Raw genomic sequence first — 25,408 nt, 5'->3', positions numbered from 1 at the left:
GTCTTATGACTAAATTTTCATTTTCCAAACTTCTTCTCTACCAAAAACTATTTAATTAGGTAATGCCTAACTAACAAACAAGATCCAGCATGACAGAGAAAAAAGAGCATTTGTTATTAGTCTTTGAAAACCTGTTCAAAACCCAAAGTGAATGCTCCTGTGATATCCTCTCTGAATGTGGGTTATCAGATATTACTATAAAACAGATAGGATATCTAAAGCTTATTGATGATAATGGGGACGTGACTTTTAGCAGGCTTGCTAGGATCACCAGAAACTCAAAGCCAACCATCACAGAAATGGTAAACAAATTCGTGAAAATGGACTGCGTGTACAAAGAAAAGTCCTCAAAAGACGGAAGAATTTTTTACATTCGCCTGACGGAAAAAGGACGGAAAATAGCTCGTGCCGAAGAAAACGCATTGTTGAGGGTCATTGAAAAAATGGCAGGTTCTCTGGACGAGAAAGAGATTGACACGCTTATCGACCTCCTGGAAAAGGTGTGGTAATTTTTTTTGTCCGGCGAAAAAGTTAGGTTAATTCAAACTAAATAATTGGACTAACCTGGAAAACCGAGAAAACAAATTTAGAAAAATGAGACGATTGACAATGTATCCAGAACAACCCGATGAAAACAGAGAAAGCATCGTAATGCCGCTTTTTGAGGTAGTGGTCTACCCGAAAAGCCGGGCCAAATTCCTTGCTGACAAAGTCACAGGGGAAATACTCCTAAATGACATGAAAAACGCCGAATCTGTATCTGCCATCGGGCTGACGGTAAAGAACGGCACAAAGGCTTCAGACCTATCCGAAGAGAGTCTGTATAAAATTGGAAACTTGCTTAATATTACATATGTACAGCCTTCTGATGACGGATATCTTGTTGTCGCAAAGGGTATTGAAAGGGTAGAGGCGGTTTCTCTTTACCAGAAGAATGGGCTGTTCTACGCAACTTACAGGCCTGTCCATGATCTGCCGGATTTCGATGAGGACGCTGAAACTGAGGTAATGGCAAATATAAAAAAGACAATTCACGAGATCAGTGCCCGGTTCCAGGGTTCTGAACAGTTTACCAAGTCAATCGATAAGATGGACTCCATTGACCAGATAATGGGATTTGTCATGCCGTACATACCCGTAAAACTTGCCGAAAAGCAAAGACTCCTTGAGCTTGCCTCGGTTCGTGAGAGGTATCTTCTGTTCCTTCACATTCTGACAAAGCATAAAGAAAATATCAATCTCCAGATCGAAATGGCAAAAAAAGTCACTGACAAAATAAGCAAGTCGAACAGAGAAGCAATGCTCCGTGAACAACTGAAGGTGATTCAGGAAGAGCTCAACGAAGGGGATGACTCGGCTTCAGGCGATGCTGCATACAGGGAGAAAATTGAAAACTCAACTATGCCTGATGAGGTAAAAAAGAAGGCATTTTCCGAATTAAAGAAACTAGAAACCGGAGGCAGTCACAATCCTGAAGCCCCTGGTATAAGGAATTATCTTGACCTCCTGCTCGACCTGCCCTGGATAACCGAAGAGAAAAAGAGCATCGATATCGCCGAAGCCCGTCGTGTGCTTGAGAGCAACCACAATGGGCTGGAAAAGGTCAAGGAGAGAATAATCCAGCACCTGGCAGTTATGAAATTAAAACACGAGAAGCAGGGCTCAATTCTGCTCCTGATAGGACCGCCCGGAACCGGTAAAACAAGCCTTGGGAAAAGCATTGCTGATGCTCTGGGCAGAAAATATATCCGGATCAGCCTTGGAGGTGTCAAAGACGAAGCTGAAATCCGGGGACACAGACGGACATACATCGGCGCCCTGCCCGGAAGGATTATTCAGGGCATGAGAAAAGCAGGCACGAAAAATCCTGTGTTTATTCTTGATGAGGTTGATAAGCTTTCAGCTTCTTACTCTGGAGACCCGGCAAGTGCTCTCCTGGAAGTCCTTGACCCAGAACAGAACAGCACGTTCTCAGACCACTATCTGGAAATCCCATATGACCTGTCCGATGTTCTATTCATAGCGACAGCAAACTCTATGGCAAATATTCCCTGGCCGCTTCTTGACAGAATGGAGACCATTGAGATTTCAGGTTACACAAAGAATGAGAAACTTGCAATTGCAAAAGATCACCTGGTGCCTTGCATACTGGAAGACCATGGTCTTGATGCGGAGAAACTTAAAATTGAAGATGAGGCCCTTAAAGTAATCATCGATAAGTATACCCGCGAAGCCGGAGTCCGGGGACTTAAAAAGCAGCTTGCTAAGACTGCAAGGTTTGTGTCAGAAAAGATCGTATCAGGCAAGGCCGACCTTCCTTACGTGGTCAGGGCTGATATGCTCAAAGAAATTCTCGGAAAAGAGATAATCCGGCAGGAAGAGGCCAGAAAAGAAAATGTACCCGGCGTGGTTACAGGACTTGCATGGACGCCTGTGGGAGGAGATATTCTCTTCATAGAAGGTACTTTTATGCCAGGCAGTGGAAAACTCACACTTACAGGCCAGCTTGGGGATGTGATGAAAGAATCTGCAAAGATATCGTTGAGCCTTGTTCGGTCACGGCTTGCAAACACCGCAAATAGCTTTGACTTTACTTCAAGCGATATCCACATCCATGTGCCTTCAGGTGCAACCCCAAAAGACGGCCCGTCAGCAGGCGTAACCCTCTTTACCGCCCTTACATCCCTGATAATCGGAAAAGCGGTTGATCCCAAACTTGCCATGACAGGGGAAATAACGTTGAGCGGTGCAGTACTGCCTGTTGGAGGCATAAAAGAGAAAGTTCTGGCAGCCCACAGGGCAGGCATAAAGAAGATAATTTTGCCTAAAGAAAACGAAAGAGACCTTGAAGATGTGCCCGAAGATGCCAGAAACGAACTTCAGTTCGTGCCTGTAGAGACCATTGAAGAGGTCTTGAGAGAAGCCCTGGATATTGATCTACCCAGGCCGGTAGTACCATCATCATATCCTGGAAGCAGTTATGCACCTGCACATAGTGTATAAAAGTTAAGAAATGCAGGATTGGGCTTACGGTCTCCAGACCATAATACCCATCCAATTTTTCTTCCTGATTTCGTCCTAATTTCGTCCTAATTTTTGTCCTAATTTTTCTTCCTGATTTCGTCCTAATTTTAATTTTACCCAGAAAACTTTGAAAAACGGCCTTTTCTTCATAGAAAAACGTGCAAAAAGCCATCTAAAATCAAATTTTTGTTTTAATCAACTTAAATTAACTAGGTTATATTCATTAAACTCAGGAAAAAGGCGGCTCTTTTACGGCCCTGGACTGTCGTTAGAGCTCGAGTTACAAAACCGGAACTCCACAAAAGCCAAAAAATCAAAAATCTCCATTTTTGAAGTTAAAAACACAAAGATTAGGGGGAATAGATCTTAGTTTATTTTTTACAGCATGTCCAAAAAGTATTCTACTTATTGTAACTTTTACAGTTGAAAGCATGTACAAATTAACCAATATTTGATATTATAAACTATTGTGACTGATACAAAATGCCATTTTTGACTTTTCGGATAGACTCCAAGTAACAATGTGGCCTACTCAAATAAGTTTATTGATATTCATTTTGACTTTGCATATAAGTATGATAATTAATGGAAACTGTAAAAAAGCAATCAATACAATAATTAAAGAAAATTAACTCACAGAAGTTAGCTTATTGAATATTAATAAAGATGGTTATTGATGTTTTTTATTTAGGCAATTGCTTTCAGTTTTACTGCATAAATTTTATAATATATAAAACATTAATCATGTAGTAACAGACAATCAACATGAAACACGATTAACATGAAGCAATTAGTTATATTCTCGATTCTGATTATAGCTGTGCTTTTTACAGCTGGTTGTGCTGAGCCAAACCCTACTCAAGAATCTCATGATAATGGTTATGTTGTCAATACAACTGAACTTGGGCAGATAAATACATCCCTTGAGGAAGGTCCGGTCTTTTTGAAAATCGGCGCCGAATGGTGTGGACCATGCCAGAAAATGGAGCCTATCCTTCAGGAACTGGCAAATAAATACGAAGGAAAAGCAACGATCATGTCCGTAGATATAGACCAAAGCCCTGAATTTATTGAGTATTTTGGAGTAAACCCTATTCCTGACTCCTGTGTGATCATAGGTATTGAAAATGGGGAATACGTATATATTCAAGAGGATGGAAATGCTAGCAAGGACAGGTTCACGGCCAGAATTCTTGGACTCAGGGATAAGCAAGAATTCGAAAAAGTTCTGGATCTAGCGCTCCAGAAAGAGAATATCAAATCCAAATAAAAAGAGCCTTTGAGTAATACAGAACTTCCGACCTCCAAAGTTTCCAGGCAGTGTACCGAAGATTCTGTATCCTTTTTATTCATGAGTTCGTTTCAAAATGGCTTCTGTATCTTTTCCCAATAAATAAAGAGTGTCGCGATTATTACTAACGCACTGGACAGGTTTTTGACCAAAATCTTGTATTCCATTTAGTTCTATTGATTATGGTTCTCTACCCCAAAACATTGGTTCAGAGAGATTGGAGATAGTTTTGAAACGAGATAGTTTGAGACGAGATAGTTTTGAAACGAGATAGTTTTGAAACGAGATAGTTTTGAAACAAGATAGTTTTGAGACAAGCTCAATAATAAAAATTCCTACAAGATCCACATTTGAGAAAATCATATCCGACCTGTCTTGAATATATTATATATAAGCCACAGTCCAAAGATGCTGGCGATAACGAAACTGAATGTGCCAAGAAAAGGTACACCCCAAACAAGAGGTCTCATATGTGTCTGAATGACCAGAGAGGAAGCGACAATCATAGCAGAAATGATCAGACTGATAGATAATCGATTACTTGCAACGTCAATCTCGGACACCAGCTTTTTACCTTCCTCAGATTCAAATTTTATATTCAAATAACCATTTTCAGCATGATCAAGTATATGTGAGATTTTATTCGGTGCTTTTCGAAAGAGACGCGTCCAGTTTGAAATATTGCTATATGCCTTATGAGCCAGGTTTTGTGGATAAAAACGCTTTTTCAATTCATTTTTTGCGTAAGGTTCGAGAAGTTCGCTAAAATTTAAATCCGGGTCAGTTATAAGTCCAAAACCTTCAACAGCCACTATGCCTCTAACCAGTAAGGCTATATTATGAGGCATAGTAACCTGATGGTCCCTTAAAATACCTATTAATTCTTCGATTATCGTGGAGGCATCAAGCTTTTTCAGAGCCTTACCATAGTATTTGGAGCGAAAAGATTCAACATCCTCTTTCAATGACCTTGTGTCTGCATAAGAGTCTATACAACCCATATCTCTGAGTAACTCGACGAATAAAGAACTATCTCCATTAACTAAAGCTACCATGCCATCCAGAAATATATCGCATACTTCTGAGGAAAGGTGACCTGCCATTCCAAAATCAAGAAAAGCTACGGTCCCGTCTTCCATTATAAGGATGTTTCCGGGATGCAGGTCTGCATGGAAAAATCCATCTTCAAATACCTGCTGCATGAAAGCTTCTATGACTACAGAAGCTATATTACTCCTATCAAAGCCCTGTCTGTCCAGTAAATCCACACGGCTACTTTTTATACCTTTGATATATTCCAGCGTCAACACACGTGTGTTTGTATAGTCCCAGTAAACCCTTGGAATATGGACCTGACTATTCTCTCTGAAATTTTCTGCAAAACGATCTGCATTCCAGCCTTCCTGAGTATAATCAATTTCTGCAAGAATACTTCGAGATAACTCGTCAACAAGCTCAATTGGTCTGTATAATCTCGCTTCTGGCATATGTTCATCAATAAGTCTGGCTATACTGTACATAATGTCCAGGTCAGATTCGATTACTTCCTTTATGCCAGGACGCTGGACTTTCACGACAACCTCATCGCCATCTTTTATCTTTGCCCGATGCACCTGCCCAATAGATGCACAGGCAAGTGGTTTTTTCTCAAAACACTCAAATAATTCTTCAATAGAATGGCCGAGTTCTTCTCTTACAATTAGCTCGACTTCTTCAAACTCAAAAGAAGGCGCTTCGTCCTGAAGTTTTGCAAATTCGGCAGCATATTCCGGAGGTATAAGGTCATGCCTCATACTCAGTAATTGACCTAATTTAATGTAGGTCGGGCCCAGTTCCTCAAGCATCTTACGAACTCTAACCGGGCCTGAAGTATTGAGCCTGTTCGCCTTATCTTTATTATTAAACTTATAGGTCAAGTCCCTTATACTGCTCAAACCTATCTTGTCAACAACATATCCAAACCCATACTTCTGGAGAACCTCGATTATCTGGCCATATCGTTTCAACATGGCATAGCGATGAAGCCTTTTACGTATCATAATGTCATTAGCCTGAAATTTTCATGGGAGTTGTTAGTTTATTTTTATAATAAGTTAACCGGATATATTATATATTTTTAGTTATTTACTTTTCAGAGTTCCTGTTTCTTATCCCGCTTTCATATTATTCAAATTATTTACAAACTCCAAATTCCGGGAGATAAAGAAATTGCTTAAGCTTCAGGTAGTTTCATCACATCATTAAAGAAGTGTGAAAAAATTCAAAGTTGTCCACCGCTTCAGGAGGAAGTCCTATTTCTTCAAACATCTCCCTGAAAAATGCGCGATATTTCTTTTCAGGTATCGATTCTCTGACGCTTCCGACATGCATGATGATTTCGAGCCTGACTTTTCCTGAAGAATCGAGTTCAACTATGTACTTGTTTCCTATGTACCTGTTCCCTATGTACCTGTTCTCCTTATCATAAGTCACGATCCCTGCCTTTGGGACAAAATACCTTACTGAACCTACCTGGTTCCTGTCCTTTAAAAAAACTTCTTTCGTATCCGAGCCTATCTTGGGGTATCCATAAAAACCCAAAGCGTACTTGTCGCAACTGGAATTATCACTGCTTTCCGTAAGATAGGCATATACAGCCGGAAAATTCGGAGACTCGTTTACCTGTATTTCAGCGTCCCATGTCTGATTTTGTGCAGCTTTTTTCAGAGCTTCAAGATACTTTTCCGGAGTTTTTTCATCCGAGCCGAAGAGGAGCTCTAATTTTTCAAGCATCCAGGAGTCATCAGGAAATTCGGATAGCTGTAAAGGGGACTCAGGGTCGGAATGGCTAAAATTCGAGACTGCAATACATGTTCTGATCCCAGTTTCAGTTCCGTTTTCACACACAAAGACCATAAGCTCGGAGTTTTCATTATAGTTAAGCCTTATATTCTGCACAAGAACAGCATTTCCGAAGCTTTCCCGGACTTCAGGGACATCTCCTGGTTCAAAGCCCGAAAAGTTCCCGGGCCAGGGCCATGAACCTTCTATCTCATAACCAGCTTTCTCCGCTTTCGTAAGTACGGAATTGTAATCAAAAGACCCAATATCAACTTCTTCGGAGTAGTACCAGGAACTGTCAATTAACTCCATTAATAAGAAAGGGCCGAGAAACAGCATAAATAGAATGAGTGGGAGCAATAATAATATCAGTATGGCTTTTTGCTTATTCATGAAACTCTCAACTCTGGAAAAGCGTCAGTGGACTGGGAGACTGTTAGTGTTCCTTAGAAGTCGAACCTTAAAAATACTAGAATTGATAATTCGGAGTTTTTCACATAATTATATGAAATAGGCCAACTTAATAAATAATTTATATATTTCCATTAATGATTTAAAAAATTACCTATAATCAGAGAAAAAAGCGCAGGTAGACCAAAGAATCTAGCTCGGAAACTTTTCCGGGATTCAGCAGCCTGCCCATTGTGATGTTATTTGTGATGTTATTTTTCCTCTGAATCTTTTCGGTCGAAATTCACTACTTCGACTTCTATGAAAGACTTTCTAAAAAACTGTTCTTTTTTCTAAGTTTTTCTGTTTCTGGCTATTGAGAGGATAGTGTAGTAATCTGTAACGTAGTAAAACCTATAACTTTTCAAACTTTTCAGATAAAACTCGCCCATGATCCTAATAATCTGTAATGTAGTGAAACCTATAACCACAGTGATCACATAGAGAAAACTAAGGTACCTATATTGCCTAAGGTGCCTATATTGCGAATACAAATACAAAAGAAGTTGAAAACACGAGGTAAAAGTTATGAAAGTGATAGCGATAAACGGAAGTCCTCGAAAGAACTGGAACACAGCTACCCTGCTGGAAAAAGCTCTTGAAGGCGCAGCTTCGGAGAGTGCAGAAACAGAATTAATCCACCTATATGATCTCAACTTTAAAGGCTGCATAAGTTGTTTTGCCTGCAAACTAAAAGGTGGAAAAAGCTTTGGAAAGTGTGCAGTAAAGGATGAACTGACATCTGTGCTGGAAAGGTTGGAGGATGCCGATGCTGTAATACTCGGATCGCCAATTTACCTTGGAAATTCCACAGGAGAAATGAGGTCATTTATGGAGCGATATATATTCCCGTATATAACCTATTCTATTGACATACAGACATTTTATCCCAGAAATATTCCTGTTGGTTTCATCTACACTATGAACATCACTGAGGACCTTTTTGAGCTGGTTGGGACTAATAAGCTTATTGAGTCAAATGAATGGGTTGCAACAAGGATATTTGGGTATTCCGAATCGTTATGCAGCACCGATACATACCAGTTTGATGATTATTCAAAATACGCTTCGTCTATTTTCAATCCTGAGGAAAAGGCAAAAAGGCGAGAAGAAGTGTTTCCGCAGGACTGCCAGAAAGCTTTTGAGATGGGAGCCAGATTTGTTAAGCAGCAAAAAGCTCTGGAGGCCCAGAAGTAAGACTGTAAATGACAGAGATCAAAAAGGATAAAGTCAAAGGCATTTTTTTGTGATAAAGTCAATTCTAAATCTGTACCTTATCAGACAAGCGAAATAATATAACTTTTAAAAGCGATTCCGCCAGCTTGTCTGGCGGTGTCTTCTATAAGAATTATAACATATTATAAAGTTAAGCAATTCCCTTTACGCCTCTTTTCTGTATAATAAACCATGCCGCAAGCACCAGAGCTCCGCAGCCTACGGCAGTGGTTCCGAGCACGGGAATTTTGTCTGCCCATTCCAGGGAGATAAACCACATGCTCACAGCTCCAAAGGTGAAATAGGTAAAAATCAGCAGAGAAGAAGCTGAACCTATATCTCGGTCAACCTGTTCCAGCACAAGGTTATTACTGGGCGGACGGCTTAAACCCAGGGAAAACGAAACCATAAACATGGGCAGAGCAAAGCTCCAGGGACCACGTTGTCCCATAAAAAGTAGGAAAATACCGCCCAGGAAAACTCCCGCAAATCCGATCGTCATCAAGTGCTTTGAATTCACACTTTTAATTAATCGAAGACAAAAGAAAGCACCAGTCATAATGGCAAGGGCATTGAAGGCAAAAAAGTAGCTGTATTTTTGCTCACTTAGGCCAAACTCGTTGATATAGATGGCAGAAGAACCTGCAATGAAACTAAACAATGGGAAAAAACTGACTGACATGACTAGAACCATGATCATATATGGAGTATTGAGCAGCAATCTACCGTAGGTATTAATGACCTGAGATAAAGGAGTTTCAGATACTTCTGGCAGTGTTTCCGGAAAACGGAGAACGCCAAACATTGCAATAATTCCCATGAATGCTTCCATTAAGAATATCCAGTGCCAGGACAGATACAGAAGGATCCACCCACCAATGATCGGAGCAAACATAGGTGCAAGGCCCATGATTACAGCGATATATGCAAGAATTCTTTCCCGTTCCTGACCCACGAAAATATCTTTTGTCATTGCCATGGATATAGAGGAACCGGCAGCAGCTCCTGCAGCTTGCAGGATGCGAGTACCTATCAGCATGGGTGCACCAGACACAAAAGCACCCAGCAGGCTTGTCACTATGTACACTGCAAGCCCAACAAGGAGAGGGCGTCGACGTCCATAGCGGTCAGAAATCGGGCCGTAGAAGAGAAGGAAAAGCCCATAGGTCACAAAGAAAAAAACCAGATTCAGGTTAATTAGCGATAGAGAAACGTTCCAGCTTTTGGCCAGATAGGGAAGAGCCGGTAAGATCATGTCTGTGGTAAGAGGAGGAAAGGCAGACAGAAGTGCCAGAAGCGGCACTGTCAATTTCAAATTTTTTTGTAATTTGTTGTTAGAAATGTTTGTTTTTTGTGTGAAAGCCATAGCTAAATCCTTTATCATTATTGCCATTAGAAGGTTATTAATGGAAATTATTAATGGAAATTATTAATGAAATTATTAATGAAATTATTAATGAAATTATTAATGGAAGTTATTAATGGAAATTATTAATGAAATTATTAATGGAAATTATTAATGAAATTATTAATGAAATTATTAATGAAATTATTAATGAAATTATTAATGAAATTATTAATGGAAGTTATTAATGGAAATTATTAATCCAAAATATAGTTACATATGTAACTATACTGTATAGATACCGAAAGAATATAATTGTATATAACAGTTACGATAGTAAGAATGAACCGGTAAAATTGATACTATTTTATAATTACGTCAAAAAAACAGAACTGGATACTATAATGAAAAATTATGCAAACATGAATAATTTGAGAAAATACGGAAATTCACCTTTTAGTCTTGCTGTAATCCATGGCGGCCCGGGAGCTCCAGGGGAAATGGCACCTGTTGCAAAAGAGCTCTACGCTCTTGGAGGCGTACTTGAACCGCTTCAAACCGCAACAACCATTGAAGGACAGGTCAGAGAACTCAGGGAAGGTTTGGAAGAACACGGCGACCTGCCGGTTACATTAATTGGTTTTTCCTGGGGTGCAATGCTCAGTTTTATTTTTACTGCCCGGCATTCCCATCTAGTTAAAAAGCTAATACTTATCGGGAGCGGCCCATACGAAGAAAAATATGCTGCGCGCATAAAGAAAACCCGGATAAGCCGGTTCGGAAAAGAAGATCTGGAGAACTTCGTTCGCCTGACCGAAACCCTTAATGATCCTTCAGCTAAAAACCTGAATGAAACCCTGTGCAATTTTGGAAAGTTAATGTCGAAAACCGATACTTATGATCCTTTTCCCTATGAAGATGAGGTGCTTGAGTGCAATTACGAGAGCTTCAAAGGCGTATGGGAAGAAGCAAGTGAACTGAGAAGCCGAGGAAAACTGCTCGAAATCGGAAAAGAAATCCGCTGCCCGGTAGTTGCGATTCATGGAGACTATGACCCGCATCCATTTGAAGGAGTTAAAGAACCTCTTTCCCGGATTTTAAAGAATTTCAAGTTTCTTTTGCTAGAAAAATGCGGACATCAGCCCTGGATTGAGAAGGAAGCAAAGGAGAAATTTTACAGTTTACTGAGGAACGAAATTTAAGTAAAAAAGGAAAAGTTGGAAAGAAGGACAACAGGAAAAGAGAAAAAACAAAAAAAGGAACCGTAGGAAAGAGAAAATATAAAAAAGGAACAGTGGGAAAGAGAAAAACAAAAAAAGGAACAGTGAAAGAGGAAAAACAAAAAAGGAACAGTGAGAACCTTGATAGAACAATCTCAGTTAATCTATTTTATTGCAGCCTCTGCGGCACTTACGCTCCTTCCGGGTCCTGATATTCTATTCGTAATTACTCAGAGCATTTCGCAGGGCAAAAAGGCAGGAATTGCAACAGCATCCGGCCTCTCTACAGGCGTACTCGCCCATACCACCGCAGCTGCACTTGGAGTTTCTGCCCTTGTATATAAGTCTGCTCTTGCTTTTGAAATTGTAAAATACGCAGGTGCAGCTTATCTGCTCTACCTTGCCTGGCACGCCTTAAAAGAAAGTGAAGAGCTAATATCTTCGACTCCTGTCAGAGAAACCAATACTTTTGCCCTCTACAGGCGCGGGGTCTTTATGAACGTTTTGAACCCTAAGGTTGCTCTATTCTTCCTTGCCTTCCTGCCTCAGTTTGTAAACATAGGTTCGGGAAATGTCCCCATGCAGATGATATTTCTGGGAATAATTTTTATGGTTCAGGCCTGGCTAATATTTTCCGCTGTCTCGGTTTTTGCCGGAACCGTTGGCGAGAGAATTATACAGAAGCCAGGAGTTGGCAGGTATATTAACTGGGGAAAAGCCGGAATTTTCACATTCATTGGGATAAAACTTGCATTGTCTCATAAATGAACCAGAAATCGATGAGAACTATAAAAGTAGTATGAAAGTTAGTAGGTGAACTACCTCTCCCTGTCGCTTCGCCCCGAGGGAGGAGCTTCCATGTGGTCGCTAAACCCAAAAAGAATATTTAGCGTTCCACTGCTTCATTCCCCAAACTACTGTTCACAAGTCCACCGGCTCTACCCCGCATTCCGCAGGTGAAGAAAAATCAATACACCAGCAGGTAATGAATTACCATTCACCAGCAATCTGGTTATCCAAGCCCTATATTACTTATTCTTAAGGTTCCATCCTCCATAAAGACAGATCAAGCTTCCCAATAATCCAAAGCCTGGAGTAGAGTTATTTTTGCTCGACTCATTTCTACCTGAGCTATTACCATTATCGGATTCAGAATTATTATTTTTTGACTTATTGAGTTCGACAGCGTTTTGTTCTTCAGATGAAGAAAAGTTAGTTTCTTCAACTTCTGTATCTTCAGTTGCATTGGAGATTGCTTTTGTGCTTTGGGCAGTCATATTAGAATCCATAAAAGGCACAATTACAACTCCGGTAGGATAGATTCCTGCATTCACAGTAGCAGTAACAGTGTTTGTTGTCGTGTCAATCACGGAAACATTGTCGCTTTCGGCGTTTGCCACATATACCTTTTTTCCGTCCGGTGTGACTGCAATTCCCATGGGCCATTCTCCTACAGGCACTGTTGCCATGACAGTATTTGTTTTTGTATTAATTACAGTGACACTATTATTGTAAAAGTTTCCTAAATATACCTTACTTCCATCTGGACTGATTACAATTTCACGAGAAGAAGTTCCTACAGGCACGGTGGCTATTACAGTATCCGTGGCTGTATCAATTACAGAGACAGTGTTGTTGTTAGCTACATATACTTTATTTCCATCAGAAGTAACTGTAACACGACGAGGTGAGTCTCCTACAGGCACAGTCGCTGTAACATTATCAGTGGCTGTGTCAATTACAGACACAGCGCTGCTGTTATAGTTAGGTACGTATACCTTTTTTCCGTCCGGTGTGACTACAACTTCATAAGGACTGTCTCCTACAGGTACATTGGCTGTAACTTTGTTTGTAGCCGCATCAATTACGTAAATAGTGTTGTTGTGACTGTTTGCAGCATAGATTTTTTTTCCATCCGGTGTAAATGCAACATTGTAAGTACTCGGCCCCACAATAATCGGTGCCATTAAGGTGTTTGTCGCTGTGTTAATTACAGAGATATCGGTGTTGTCACGCTGCTTCGTCACATAAACTCTTGTTCCTGCAGGGTTAAATGTAATTCCCGAAGGATAACTACTTCTGATATTCACTTTGGTATTGACCGTATTTGTGGCTGTGTCAATTACATAAACAATGCAGGCGTCGTCTATAGTTGCGGACGCTACATATACCCTTGTTCCTGCAGGGTCGACTGCAACTCCTATAGGCCACCCATCGCCGAGAGGCACTCTGGCTGTAACATTGTTAGTTGCTGTGTCAATTACAGCGACACTAGGAGTAGGAACAGTACCGTTATAATTCGTATTGTAATAATAACCTCTCTGATTATAATCTCCCAGATTTGTCACATATGCAAATGGAGCCGCACATGCAATATCCACCAGTATTAAAATCGCAAGTGCAGCTATTCCCAAAACTCTTATGAGAGTATGCTCTCGATATAGTCTATCATATGTTATTTCTTCCATTTTAAATCCCAACTTATGGACTCGTTAAAAAGCAACAACATCAGCGACTCCCTCCTGGATTTTGCTCATACCAGCACCCTATAAAATGGAGGTTTCGATAAACCCGATTTCCTTAGCCATTTGTATTCTCTATTTTCAGTTTAGAAATCAAATAATCCTGTACGTTTTTACCCATCTATATAGTTAAGGAATACGTTCAAAACTGTCTCATTCATTTCAAGCTCATTTTTTATTTTAATTGCGTCCTTCTCTGGAATCCAATTCATAGATCCATTTCCGAAATGAAGTTCACACCAGACGAACTTTTTAATTTGAAGATTATTTTTATCCAGCATTTCAAGAAAGCTTTCATTCTCGATAGCTTGTTCGGATAAAGAAATTATATAGTAGTCTCTCTTTTTTTTATCAGGAGCAGATCTAAATTCGTCTCCTATAACGATATTTTTATTATTTTCTATTTTTATGTAGTATTTATCTGCTATGTCTTCCACATCGTAATCCAGCCTATACATGGTCAAGTTGCAATTTTCAAGAATATGTTTAACCTCGGGTTCAGTAATTCCTTCTTCAAATTCGATAGCTGAACTACTTACTTGTAATTCTTTGACTGGAGTTTCGACATCAGTTGGAGTTTTTTTATCAACTGAACTTTTTATAAATAATCCCACAATCATTACGAGAGTTAGAAGTAAAATAAAAATAGCAATCTTCTCATTTACTTTTCTCATACCAACCACCAAATGAGTTCTAGTGCGGGAATACGGATATCTCGAATTTTTTGCACGCCAGTGCAATGGCAATACACAACCATTTTTTAAACATTACCTTATCCAAAAATAGCTCAATTTCTATAATATATGCGCAATAAAAAAGTTATATTTTGGTATTAATTGTGTTCAACAATTCCTCAAGAATAGCAGTTTTATCAGGTCTTGTACCTTTCCCATCGTCTCTTAAAAATAATTAATATTCAATATCATTAGGCATTACAGTTAAAATTTTCCCATTGGTTTCAAGTTCATTTTTCATTCTAATTGCATCTTTCTCCGTAATACAATTCATAGATCCGTTTCCAAAACGAATAAGGCAAGCTTAAATATTCGCACAGCTAACATAATCACTGCCTCTTAGGGTATACTTTATGGAGTCTGGGTTCTCTGGAAAGTACTTTTGAACTCCATAAACTATTACTAATACATTATATATAAACCACAAACTTTTTCACCAGATCATTAAACTATCCGTTTTTCATACTTTTTCGAATCATTAATTATTTCAGAATCTTTGATTCGGATGATTTGGCCAGAAAGCTCATATATAAACACATTGTCCGACTATATTCAGTCATGTATATAGAAAATAAAACAATGCAATTTATACTCATATAAGACCATATGAGATTGAACTATGTTGAGTCTAAATTGGTATATTTCTTAACCGTAATATATTGGTAAATAAATACATGATTTATGATATTAAATGCGTAATTTATGATATTAAAGAGTAAAATATTCGAAAATCAACTACATCAACAAAATTTTGCTGTATCAAGGGTGCAACAGCTTTGCAAGCTACATTTGTATCCAGATTTGGGTGATAAAAGAGATTGGCAGCATTGTCATTGTTTTATGAATATCGAAAGGCACTGTTTAAGAGGAAGTAAAAATTAGTGAACTACTGTTACGTCCTGATATATTTTCTCAGACTCAAAACCAGTTTGAAGTCCAATACATAATACAACAGCAGGCTACTTAAAATTTAAACATTAAGTAAACTTCAATTCTTTTTGGAACTGTAGGATGATCATATAGTAGGATGGTCATATAAAAGAAACATATACGAAGTTGGGGCAAAACAGTAGACCACATGTATACGAGAATAACTGCAATAGAAAACTAAAAAAGGAAAATAATTTGGGATCAAACAAAATTAATGAACTGTTAATTTTGCTCTAGTTCACGTGTATGTAGAAATCTTACCAAGTATCTTGCATCTTCACTTCATGAAACCCGATGCTATTATATTTCTTACAGGTGAATGAATAAATGGGGGATTTTACATAGAGAACGTTACTTTTAAGAAAATAATGATTGCAACTGACGGCTCGGTTTGCTCAAGGCTTGCTGCCAATAAAGGGATAGAACTTGCCAGGTTAAGCGGAGGGACGGTTTACGCAGTTTATGTAATATCCACGGAGTATTTTTCTTCGATGGCTGTGGATTTTAACTGGGAGAGAATGCATGAAGCTTTGAGAAAAGACGGATCTGACGCCGTTAATTATGTAAAAGGGATCGGAGAGATGGAAAATGTTAATGTCAAGTGTGTCCTGCTTGAAGGCCATCCTGCCTCTGAGCTGATCCGATACGCCGAAGAAGAAAAAATGGATATTATTGTTATGGGCACTCTTGGAAGAACAGGAATTGATCGGCTGCTTTTAGGCAGCGTTGCCGTAAATGTTGTACGACACTCAAAAGTCCCTGTTATGGTTGTAAGAGAAAAAAGTAAGTCTTGAAGGAAAAGCAAGCTAATAAAAGTATAAATGGAAAACCATTTTGATGTAAAACAAGTATATCGTCCAAACATTCAATAAGGGTTATTTCAATCGGACATACCAACGATTAGATTCTTTATCAACGCTTATTTTGTCTTCTCTAGCAAGCCAGCCAATAGACATTAAAGCTATTTGAGAATCAAAACCATTGTCACTTAGGTGAATCTTTATCTGGTTCAAACTGCATTCGCCTTCCTCTAGCTTATGATACAATACTCCCGCAGCTTCCCCAATTATTAAGTTCATGTTCTCTGGCATATTTATCACCAATTTCATTCTCATAACTGTTTTATTTTAAAAAGTAAGTACTGCTTTCAGGATTATAAGTTATGGATTCCAAATAGGCAGACCTTAAATAATATGTTGAGTTAATATATTAGGTTTTTCTGTTAAGGTCTTTTCCAATAAGTAAAAATGGTTTAATAGTAAAGTGAAAATTCATTTTCATTTTCACTTTTACTTTCTTCAACTCTCACTTTTACTTTCTTCAACTTTCACCTTTTAACTTTTGATTTTCTTTTTCACGGCTGTAGCTGTATTTTTCGGGGAGTCAGTTTCCCAAAGTTTCCTGACCTTAGCACTCCTGAGGGCTGGCATTACAGACTCAAGCTTTGCCTTCACGGCTGCAAGCATTTCCTCGTCAACTCCGGGTGGTGTTATGCCCATGAACTTCTGGGCTTTAAGAGTCTCGGTTTCCCTGGATACTGCACGGTCGACTCCTTTCCTTACTCCAGTTTTCAGGGACTCAATTGCATCCCTCCACTGGGCAGCCCAGGGTGTATCAGGAATTTCAGTGTGGTGGACATCGGTCCTGTCCACTTTAATAGCATCTAAATGACATGCTTTCACACAGGCTCCACAATAGGTACAGAAATCCTCCTTAAAAGCAATTTTTCTCGGGTCTTCAGGATCTGTAGGCACATACCAGAGTTTGGAGGGACAGACATTGAAACAGCCGCGACAGCCCTGGGGGTCGCATTCCTTCAGGTTTGTCTCAATAAGGTTCAGTTCTCCTTCCATAGGTTTTTGCAAGTCTATGGCTTCATAAGGACAGACGGTCTTGCAGCGGGCACACTGTGTACACTTTAGCTCATCTACCTTAACATTTCCCTCAACTTTCGGAGCCTCGCAGGGACGTTCACCTTTAACCTTTATTGCTTCTTCAGGGCAGAGGTCCTGACAGAGCACACAATAATCGCATTTATCCTCGTCCACAAGTAGCTGCTCGAAAGGTACGGGATTATCAGGTGTGGGTTCACGCTCAAGCAGGATGAAGGCGTCACAGAACCTGGCGCAGATTCCGCAGAAATTGCACTTCTCAGTGTCAATTTCGATCTCCCCTTCTGCCCCTTCCTTTAAAGGCGCAATCTCCTCTTTTTTCGGGAAGGTAAACTCAACTTCAATCGCGTCCTGAGGACAGGCTCCCTCACAGAGAGCGCAGGGAAGGCATTTCTCGTTAATATTAACAAAGGCATCGTACTTCGGATACCGTTTCTCATCAGGAACTTCACCCACAGCCTCAAAGGTGATGGCATGAACAGGGCAGAGGTTTGAGCACATCCTGCAGAAGGTACATTTCTCAAGGTCCATCATCACAGCAGGCGCATCAAGCCCGGTTGCGATCTCATGAAGGGGCCCCATTTCAAGCGCTTTTGTTGGGCAGATATCTGCACAGATCCCACAGCCATTGCAGCGCTTGTAATCATAATCCAGAGTCTTGATAGATTTATCGGTTGTCTGTGTATAGATAAAATGGGAGCCTTGAAGGTCCATGCTGGTTGTAACCGTGATCTTCTCCTGAGCTTCACTCTCATCAGTTTCTGGAGCTTCAGCTTCGAGATCCTCGTCTTCCAACTCCTCAGCTTCAAGTCCATCGGCTTCAGGCTCTGTAACTTCATTTTCTCCGACCTCGCAGCAGCCTCTGCAGACGTGAGCTTCCTGTTCAGTGTGCTCTTCGCTCATTATGCCACCTCCTCAAGTTCGGTTCCGGTTTCTTCAAGCTTGAACTCGGTTCCTATTGGTCCGATTCCTTCAAGTTCCTTTACAAACTCGGTAATTGTGTTTGAGAAACGTTCTCCTTCCGCGGCCGAGATCCAGAGGGTCCTCAGCCGTCTGGGGTCGAGTCCGATTTCCTTAAGAACTTCCTGTAAGACATCCATCCTCTGTTTTGCATCAAAGTTCCCATGTATGTAATGGCACTCGTCCATCCTGCAGCCCGCAACAAGTACTCCGTCGGCTCCGCCTTTTAAGGCTTCAAGCACGAATTCCGGGTTTACCCTTGCCGAGCACATTGTACGGATAACCCTGATGTTTGTCGGGTAATGGAGCCTTGACATCCCGGTCAGATCTGCACAGGCGTAACTGCACCAGTTGCAGAGGAACGCCACTATGAAAGGACTCTGTGACTTGTGAGCAGTTGCTTCCCTAACCTGGGCAAGAATCTGTTCGTTTTCGAAGTTCCGCATCTGGATTGCCCCTGCAGGACATGCAGCACTGCAGTCTCCGCAGCCATAACATGAAACCTCGTCTACAACAGCTTTTTTATTTTCGATCTTGATCTTCCCGAATTTACAGACCTCAAGACAGGTCCGGCACCCTATGCATTTTTCAGGGTCTACATGAGCTCCCATGGGATCGGCTTCAAGCTCTCCTGTCCCGAGGAGCTGCATAACCTTGGATGCACATGCGCTTCCCTGGGCAATCGAAACCTGGATCTCTTTAGGCCCTGAGGCGCAGCCTGCAAGGAAAACTCCGCTGACCGGGGCATCTACAGGGCGCATTTTCGGGTGGGCACTTGCAAAGAATCTGTCAGGCCGCCGGGCGAGATTTAACATCCGGCCTATGCCTTCTGCTGATTTGCTGGGCTCATAGCCCGTTGAAAGCACGACAAGGTCACAGGCCTCTTCTTCGATCCGGGATTCAAGTGTATCTTCATAACGGAGTACAGGCCTACCGTCTTCGCCTGCGTAAATTTCGGCAACTTTTCCCCGGATGAAATCAACGCCCATAGACTGCGTCCTTGTATAGTATTCCTCATACATCTCCCCTGCAGCCCTGATGTCGATGTAATGAATTGTGATCTCAGTATCAGGATAACGTTCCTTAACCATTTGAGAATTCTTAAGTGCGGCCATGCAGCAAACCCTTGAGCAGTATTCATTGCCAACGGTTTTATCTCTTGACCCTACACACTGAATAAACGCAACGCTTTTTGGTGGTTTGCCTGTGGAAGGTACAATGACTCTCCCGCCTGTTGGCCCTGCAGAGTTAAGCATGCGCTCAAGCTGCATATTTGTTATAACATCAGGATACTTTCCAAATCCGTACTCCTTTTTCCTTGACGCATCAAAGAGCTGGTAACCTGTTGAAACAATAACCGCTCCCGCTTCAAACTCAATTTCTTCAGGCTTTTGCTCGTAATCCACAGCATCGGCAGGGCAGGCCTGTAAACATAGCCCGCAGCCGACACAGTGGTCAGGGTCTATGAGCACTACCTGAGGAACAGACTGGGGGATTGGCATATATATGGCTCTGGTCTTTCCAACCCCATAATTCATGGGATTCTCGATTTCTACGGGACAGACCGCAGAGCAGAGGTCGACACAACCTTTGCATTTGTCTTCAAGTATGAACCTGGGCTTGCGTGTGACTTTTACATGGAATTTTCCGACGGATCCGGAAATATCAGTAACTTCAGAATAGGTGTAAAGGGTAATATTCGGATGGTTCTGAACTTCCGTCATTTTAGGGGCAAGCACACAGATAGAGCAGTCATTTGTAGGAAAGACCTCATTCATCAGGGCCATTTTGCCTCCGATTGTGGACTCTTTTTCTACCATTGTGACTGGAAAGCCGGCTTCAGCAAGGTTCAGGGCTGCTTCGATTCCGGCAACTCCTCCTCCTATAATTAGAACGTTCCTGCTGGCTTTGGAACTTGTTGCACTCAGCTCCTTGAGGAATTTTGCCTTTGCAACTCCCATCCTTATAAGGTCAAAAGCCTTCTGGGTCGCCATCTGGGGGTCATCGGCGTGCACCCATGAGCACTGCTCCCTTATATTTACCATTTCCATAAGGTAAGGGTTCAACCCGGCTTTTTCCATTACATGCCTGAAGGTCTTTTCATGCAGCCTTGGGGAGCAGGCAGCTATTACAACCCTGTCGATTTTATTTTCTTTTATATCCTTAATGATGCCTTCCTGTCCGGAATCGGAACATAGAAACTGTACTTCCCGGGCGAGCACCACATCTTCCAGTTTAGCCGCCATTTCCTGCAGAGCTAATACATCTATTACTCCAGCAATATTTAGCCCGCAGTGGCAAATGTAGACTCCGATTCGCATAATTGATGACTCCATATACCTGTGTTTTATGTTGAATGTTAACAATTACGTTGTGATCCGTTTTTAACATGTTTTTATAACTTGAAAGTTATAATTTCTGAGAATTTCTGGACCATAATTCAGAACCGTGTATCCAGGACATATTACCATACAGAAAAGTCAGGTTGGTACAGCTGATCAACAAAGACTTTTTTTGAACTGAGAGAGGTTTTACATTTCAAGTTCATGAATTTGCTAATACCAGTTAAGTTATTACTTAGTATAATTTAGTACTCAGTTGTGAATTAGGCACTCAGACACAAATCAGTTACTTTTATATATCGCTATACATTATCTTTTGAACTAAATAAAAATATAGGTGTTTTGTACAAAATCAAAACCTTTATTTTATAAGGCTTTTTTCTAAATTTACTGAAATTGATTAAATATTTTAGAACTCAGATTATTTCCAGTATATCCAAATGCCCGGTTTCATTAATTCTTTTTTGTTGGCTGGTTTTCTTTCAGTTGAATACTCCGCTAGCTTGCTGCGGGATGGAAAAGTTTCCCGGTAACCATTGATGTAATATTATTTTCAATTACATATTTCGATTGTTAACTTCTGCTCAAACTAAATTGTTTAGGGTTATTGCCTCCTTTAACGGTATTTTGAGCGGGGGCGTGAACATACCCGTTGATTGCAGCAAGGTGAGCCAGCCCAACTTTGACTTAGTATGTTAGAAATCAGATAATTTCCAGTGACCCTGTTTTAGTTAATTATTTTTCACTACAAACTGCGATATTTAATTTATACTTTATAATTTGACAGTTTATTTATATAATAAATTTTATATTTATTAATATATTAACTTTCTTATTTCGTTCCGGATCAACTAATTAGCATGAAAGTATGGAACAAAACTGGTTCTTCCTGCTCCTTTTTCATTTCTGCTCCTAATCACATCTAAGCTTTCGATGGCAATTCACTGATTAGTTTAGCAATGGTTTGAAAAACCAAAATAAGTACAATCCTACTTCCCAAAGTAATGAGGAATTCAATCGCTAAAAAAGGTGAGGTAGAGTACTTTCATTTCTTTGTGCCTGTAATTAGAAGAATTTCATGTTTGTTTATTTCAGTTGAATGCCCTGCTAGCTTGCTGCGGGGATGGATAACTTCCCCGGTAACCGTTGATAATTAATGTGATTTCTCAATTACATCTTCGGTTATTAATTTCTGCTCAAACTAAATTGTTTAGGGTTATTTTTCCCTTTAAAGGAATTTGGAGCGGTGGCGCGAACATATCCCGTTGATTGCAGCGGGGTGCGCCAGCTCAACTTTGATTTTTTAGATCGGTTCTTTTTTGTACAAAGTTATGACGAAGCCGAATTCATGACCTGAATGCTCTATGATCTATTGGGAAAATTCTTGATAGCTGAATAATATTATTCAATTAGGGTCCTTCCAAATCAGTACTAAAACTAAGGGCAGACAATGCTTATTTTAGATGATAGGTATGCATTTAGAGTTTCCCCAATTAAGGTACACTCTAAAAATCAATTTTTTAGATAAACAATTTATAATACTCTTTTAAATCAAGAAAAAATTGAGATAAATACTTTATTCTTTTACAATTTATATTTATTTATAAATAAGGCATCTGATGTCATTTTCATCCATACAAAATTCAATGTTAAAAGTAAGGAAAAATCAACGTTTAATTTACCAATTAAAGTACTTAAGTCATTTAAACAGCAAATAGATCATTTAATGAATGTACCTTAACTGGGGGGAAGGCTGACACTACATTATATTTGGCAAATAAGGTTTAATATTCCTTAAAAAACTAATCATTTTTCAAGGGGTCTATATTCAATGCAAATTGTGCAATGATGAAAGTTGTGCAATGAATTATGAATCGATCTTATCTGTTTTTGTGTGTAAAAGCCTTTATATCTCTGGCATTTCCAACTATAACACGTATATAATTTATCAAAAAATCGTGAACTACCCCTGAGCTAAAGACTCAGGGGCTTCCTGGTTCATTCCTTTCTCTTTTGAGAACAAGTCCCCAGGCTCTTCCCCGCGTTCCGCAGGTGTCACAATCCAATTAGATTTTGATCTATGAGAGCGAATTTCTTGATATTGATAGCGGCATTTATGTCTCTATCTAACACGGTTTTACAGTCTGGGCAAGTCCATTCTCTATCTTTTAATGCCAAATCTGAATTATGATACCCACAAACATGACATACTTTAGAAGATGGTTCAAATTGCCCAATTCTCAGGATGGTTTTTCCGTACCATTCAGCTTTATACTCTAGTTTTGTTACAAAACTGCTCCATGCAGAATCAATTATAGACTGTGATAACTGATGATTCTTCTGCATTCCTTTAACATTCAGAGTTTCCAGAGCTATAGCTTGGTTTTCGCTAACAAGTCTAAAAGAGAGTTTGTTCTGGAAATCCTTTCTCTGATTGCTTATATTCTCATGGAGTACAGCAAGCCTCTTTTTGGCTTTTGCTCTGTTCTTTGAACCTTTTTGTTTCCTTGAAACTCTTTTCTGAAGTACTTTAAGTCTCTTGAGGGAGTTTTTAAGATACTTAGGATTCTCTATTTTTTCACCTGTTGAGAGTACCGCAAAGTCTTTAATACCTACATCAATTCCTACGGTTGTTGATTCGTAGAATTCTTGTTTTTCGGGAAGTTTTATTTCATCTTCAACAAGGATACTAATGTAGTAATTCCCTTTGCAAGACCTTGAAACGGTAGCTGTTTTAAGCTCGCCTTCAAACTTCCTATGAAGAACTGCTTTAATCGGTTCGATTTTTGGAAGCTTAACTGTGTTGTTTTCAAAGTCTACACTGTAGTGTTGAGGTACAGGGAAAGACTGAATAGGATTCCATGCGTCATCGGTTAAGCATTAAATTCCCTCTCTTGTATGTGTTTTTTATATTAATAATCTAAATATCTCTGTATCTATGTCTCCTTGTCCCCCACCTACTCTTGAAGACTCTCTTCGGGAAATGTTTCCCGAAGAGTGGTTAAGGCAAACTGCCAAAGAAACTGGTCATATAGTACGTGAACGTAAAATTGACCCTGTCATTATCTTTTGGGTTTTAACTCTCAGTTTTGGCGTACGCTTGCAGCGTACACTTGCCAGTTTAAAACGAGAATATGAAACTGAGTCACAAAAAACCATAAGTGATAGCAGCTGGTACTATCGTTTTACTCCAGAACTTGTTGAGTTTCTTCACCAGTGTGTAATTCATGGCATGGAAGAGCTTGCAAAAGAACCTGGTAGGAAACTTAGCAAGAAACTCGAAACCTTCCAAGATGTTGTCATTCAGGACAGCACAATTGTTCGTCTCCATTCCTCGTTAGCAGACAAGTTTCCTGCAGCAAGATCAAGAACAGTAGCTGCAGGAGTAAAAGTTGGAGTTATGGTAAGTGCAATTGCTAACGGACCTAGAACCATTGCTCTGTACTCTGAAAAAACAGCTGAGATAAAGACATTAAAAATAGGTCCCTGGATCAAAGACCATATTCTCCTTGTTGATCTTGGTTTCTACAAAACTCAAATGTTTGCAAGAGTTGAAGAAAATGGGGGATATTTTGTCTCAAGGATTAGGAAGAATATGGACCCTATTCTTGTTTCTATTGAAGAGGGACTTTCTAAGACAAAAAGCAAAGAGTTCGCTGGAAAACCTGTTAGTGAATGTATTAAGCAACTTTCTGGAAAAGATATTGATGCAGTTGTAAAAATAGAATTCAAAAGAAGAGAGTATAAAGGCAAGCAAAAACAGGACGAGATGATTGTACGTCTTGTTGCCGTATATAACGATGAGGATGAAAAATACCACATTTACATCACAAATATTCAGAAAGATATTTTGAATGCAAAAGACATTGCAAACTTATATGGGGCAAGATGGGACATAGAACTGTTGTTTAAGGAATTGAAAAGCAAATACTCGCTGGACGTTCTTGAAACAAAGAATGTGCAGGTAATTGAAGCTCTAATCTGGACAGCAATATTGACACTAATCGTTAGCAGAAGAATCTATTCTCTTGTCAGAAAATCAACAACTCATCCTGAAAAAATGGCTAGATATACGCAGTTACGTTGGAGTACAATATTTGCAGAGAATGCATCAGATTTATTGACAGTAATTCTGCATAGATGTGGAATTCAAAGAACTTTTGAAACGATAATGAGCGTATATGAAAGTCAAGCATTAGATCCTCATGTAAACAGAGAAAGGTTTAGAGATGAATGGTTTGAGTAATAAATGAAAAAGTGGATTCAAAAAGAGTAACAGAAGAAGGAAATAAATCCTTAACCGATGACCAATGAATAGGATTCTTTTTTGACTTGAACTTAGGAAAGCCGTTCTTCTCTCGGAAAAATCGAGTGAAGGCAGACTCAACCTGCTTAGTCATTCCCTGCAATGATTGAGAATTGACTTTTCCTAACCATTTATTAGAAGATTTCAAGACAGGAATCTTTTTGTTTAAGTCAAATCTGGAAATAGATTTTCCTGTTTGTTCGTAAGTTTTAATTTTTTGATCCAACGCCCAATTGTAGACAAATCTACAGCTACCAATATGTTGATTCAATTGAGTAGCTTGTATAGTTGTAGGATAGAGTCTAAATTTGAACGCTTTCATCATATAGGGTAGTATATGCTTTAACAATACATATA

The 25,408-nt window shown here is 39.7% G+C and carries 16 protein-coding genes and 3 pseudogenes; 8 read left to right on the top strand and 11 right to left on the bottom strand.

Annotation, left to right across the window (positions count from 1 at the left end):
• Positions 1-89: 89 nt before the first annotated feature.
• From MSBRW_RS11495 to MSBRW_RS11485, 3 genes are all read left to right on the top strand, one after another.
• Positions 90-509, top strand: coding sequence for a MarR family winged helix-turn-helix transcriptional regulator (locus tag MSBRW_RS11495; RefSeq protein ID WP_011307528.1), 420 nt, complete (start codon positions 90-92; stop codon positions 507-509).
• 100 nt (positions 510-609) lie between these two features.
• Complete coding sequence (gene lon, locus MSBRW_RS11490) at positions 610-3,003, top strand: endopeptidase La (RefSeq protein WP_048102872.1); 2,394 nt, start codon at positions 610-612, stop codon at positions 3,001-3,003.
• Positions 3,004-3,805: 802 nt separating this feature from the next.
• Positions 3,806-4,294, top strand: coding sequence for a thioredoxin family protein (locus tag MSBRW_RS11485; protein ID WP_011307530.1), 489 nt, complete (start codon positions 3,806-3,808; stop codon positions 4,292-4,294).
• A gap of 380 nt (positions 4,295-4,674) precedes the next feature.
• Here the strand turns inward: MSBRW_RS11485 and MSBRW_RS11480 are convergent, their stop codons facing one another.
• Positions 4,675-6,354: an ABC1 kinase family protein gene (locus tag MSBRW_RS11480; protein WP_011307531.1), complete on the bottom strand. Its 1,680-nt coding sequence runs from the start codon at positions 6,352-6,354 to the stop codon at positions 4,675-4,677.
• A gap of 193 nt (positions 6,355-6,547) precedes the next feature.
• The gene (locus MSBRW_RS11475; RefSeq protein ID WP_155398228.1) at positions 6,548-7,528 is read right to left on the bottom strand and encodes a hypothetical protein; all 981 of its coding nucleotides are present in this window, start codon (positions 7,526-7,528) and stop codon (positions 6,548-6,550) included.
• Between the two features lie 585 nt (positions 7,529-8,113).
• Between MSBRW_RS11475 and MSBRW_RS11470 the strand changes: the two genes are divergently transcribed.
• A complete protein-coding gene (locus MSBRW_RS11470) occupies positions 8,114-8,782 on the top strand; it encodes a flavodoxin family protein (RefSeq protein ID WP_011307533.1) in 669 nt (222 codons plus the stop codon).
• Between the two features lie 169 nt (positions 8,783-8,951).
• On the opposite strand, the gene MSBRW_RS11465 is transcribed toward MSBRW_RS11470, so the two are convergent.
• Entirely contained in the window at positions 8,952-10,166 is a 1,215-nt protein-coding gene (locus MSBRW_RS11465; RefSeq protein ID WP_011307534.1) for a multidrug effflux MFS transporter, read from the bottom strand.
• A gap of 383 nt (positions 10,167-10,549) precedes the next feature.
• Between MSBRW_RS11465 and MSBRW_RS11460 the strand changes: the two genes are divergently transcribed.
• The gene (locus MSBRW_RS11460) at positions 10,550-11,347 is read left to right on the top strand and encodes an alpha/beta fold hydrolase (RefSeq protein WP_011307535.1); all 798 of its coding nucleotides are present in this window, start codon (positions 10,550-10,552) and stop codon (positions 11,345-11,347) included.
• 150 nt (positions 11,348-11,497) lie between these two features.
• Positions 11,498-12,133 carry a LysE family translocator gene (locus MSBRW_RS11455; protein WP_048102873.1) on the top strand — a complete coding sequence of 212 codons (636 nt, stop codon included), beginning with the start codon at positions 11,498-11,500 and terminating at the stop codon, positions 12,131-12,133.
• Between the two features lie 260 nt (positions 12,134-12,393).
• On the opposite strand, the gene MSBRW_RS11450 is transcribed toward MSBRW_RS11455, so the two are convergent.
• The 3 genes and pseudogenes from MSBRW_RS11450 to MSBRW_RS22310 all read right to left on the bottom strand — a co-directional run.
• The gene (locus MSBRW_RS11450) at positions 12,394-13,833 is read right to left on the bottom strand and encodes a beta-propeller fold lactonase family protein (RefSeq protein WP_011307537.1); all 1,440 of its coding nucleotides are present in this window, start codon (positions 13,831-13,833) and stop codon (positions 12,394-12,396) included.
• A gap of 167 nt (positions 13,834-14,000) precedes the next feature.
• A complete protein-coding gene (locus tag MSBRW_RS11445; RefSeq protein WP_011307538.1) occupies positions 14,001-14,561 on the bottom strand; it encodes a UPF0228 family protein in 561 nt (186 codons plus the stop codon).
• 235 nt (positions 14,562-14,796) lie between these two features.
• A pseudogene (locus tag MSBRW_RS22310) lies at positions 14,797-14,922 on the bottom strand (UPF0228 family protein); the annotation flags it as partial.
• Positions 14,923-15,919: 997 nt separating this feature from the next.
• Between MSBRW_RS22310 and MSBRW_RS11440 the strand changes: the two are divergent.
• Complete coding sequence (locus MSBRW_RS11440) at positions 15,920-16,345, top strand: universal stress protein (RefSeq protein ID WP_011307539.1); 426 nt, start codon at positions 15,920-15,922, stop codon at positions 16,343-16,345.
• An 81-nt stretch (positions 16,346-16,426) separates the two neighbouring features.
• On the opposite strand, the gene MSBRW_RS11435 is transcribed toward MSBRW_RS11440, so the two are convergent.
• The 4 genes and pseudogenes from MSBRW_RS11435 to MSBRW_RS11420 form a co-directional block, all read right to left on the bottom strand.
• On the bottom strand, positions 16,427-16,642 hold the full coding sequence (locus MSBRW_RS11435) for a winged helix-turn-helix domain-containing protein (protein ID WP_011307540.1): 216 nt from the start codon (positions 16,640-16,642) through the stop codon (positions 16,427-16,429).
• Between the two features lie 243 nt (positions 16,643-16,885).
• Positions 16,886-18,346: a 4Fe-4S binding protein gene (locus MSBRW_RS11430; protein WP_011307541.1), complete on the bottom strand. Its 1,461-nt coding sequence runs from the start codon at positions 18,344-18,346 to the stop codon at positions 16,886-16,888.
• Positions 18,346-20,724 carry a CoB-CoM heterodisulfide reductase HdrA2 gene (gene hdrA2 / locus MSBRW_RS11425; RefSeq protein WP_011307542.1) on the bottom strand — a complete coding sequence of 793 codons (2,379 nt, stop codon included), beginning with the start codon at positions 20,722-20,724 and terminating at the stop codon, positions 18,346-18,348. Before hdrA2 ends, MSBRW_RS11430 begins: the two co-directional genes overlap by 1 nt.
• 2,076 nt (positions 20,725-22,800) lie before the next feature.
• A pseudogene (locus tag MSBRW_RS11420) lies at positions 22,801-23,604 on the bottom strand (RNA-guided endonuclease TnpB family protein); the annotation flags it as partial.
• A gap of 79 nt (positions 23,605-23,683) precedes the next feature.
• Between MSBRW_RS11420 and MSBRW_RS11415 the strand changes: the two are divergent.
• Positions 23,684-24,991, top strand: coding sequence for an IS4-like element ISMba6 family transposase (locus tag MSBRW_RS11415; protein WP_011307543.1), 1,308 nt, complete (start codon positions 23,684-23,686; stop codon positions 24,989-24,991).
• A gap of 67 nt (positions 24,992-25,058) precedes the next feature.
• Here MSBRW_RS11415 and MSBRW_RS11410 read toward each other — a convergent pair.
• Positions 25,059-25,376 (bottom strand): annotated as a pseudogene (locus tag MSBRW_RS11410) (helix-turn-helix domain-containing protein); the annotation flags it as partial.
• Between the last annotated feature and the right edge of the window lie 32 nt (positions 25,377-25,408).

This window comes from Methanosarcina barkeri str. Wiesmoor, assembly GCF_000969985.1.
In the GTDB taxonomy this organism is placed as follows: Archaea; Halobacteriota; Methanosarcinia; order Methanosarcinales; family Methanosarcinaceae; genus Methanosarcina; species Methanosarcina barkeri_B.
This window is presented reverse-complemented; position numbering and strand designations above follow the sequence as displayed.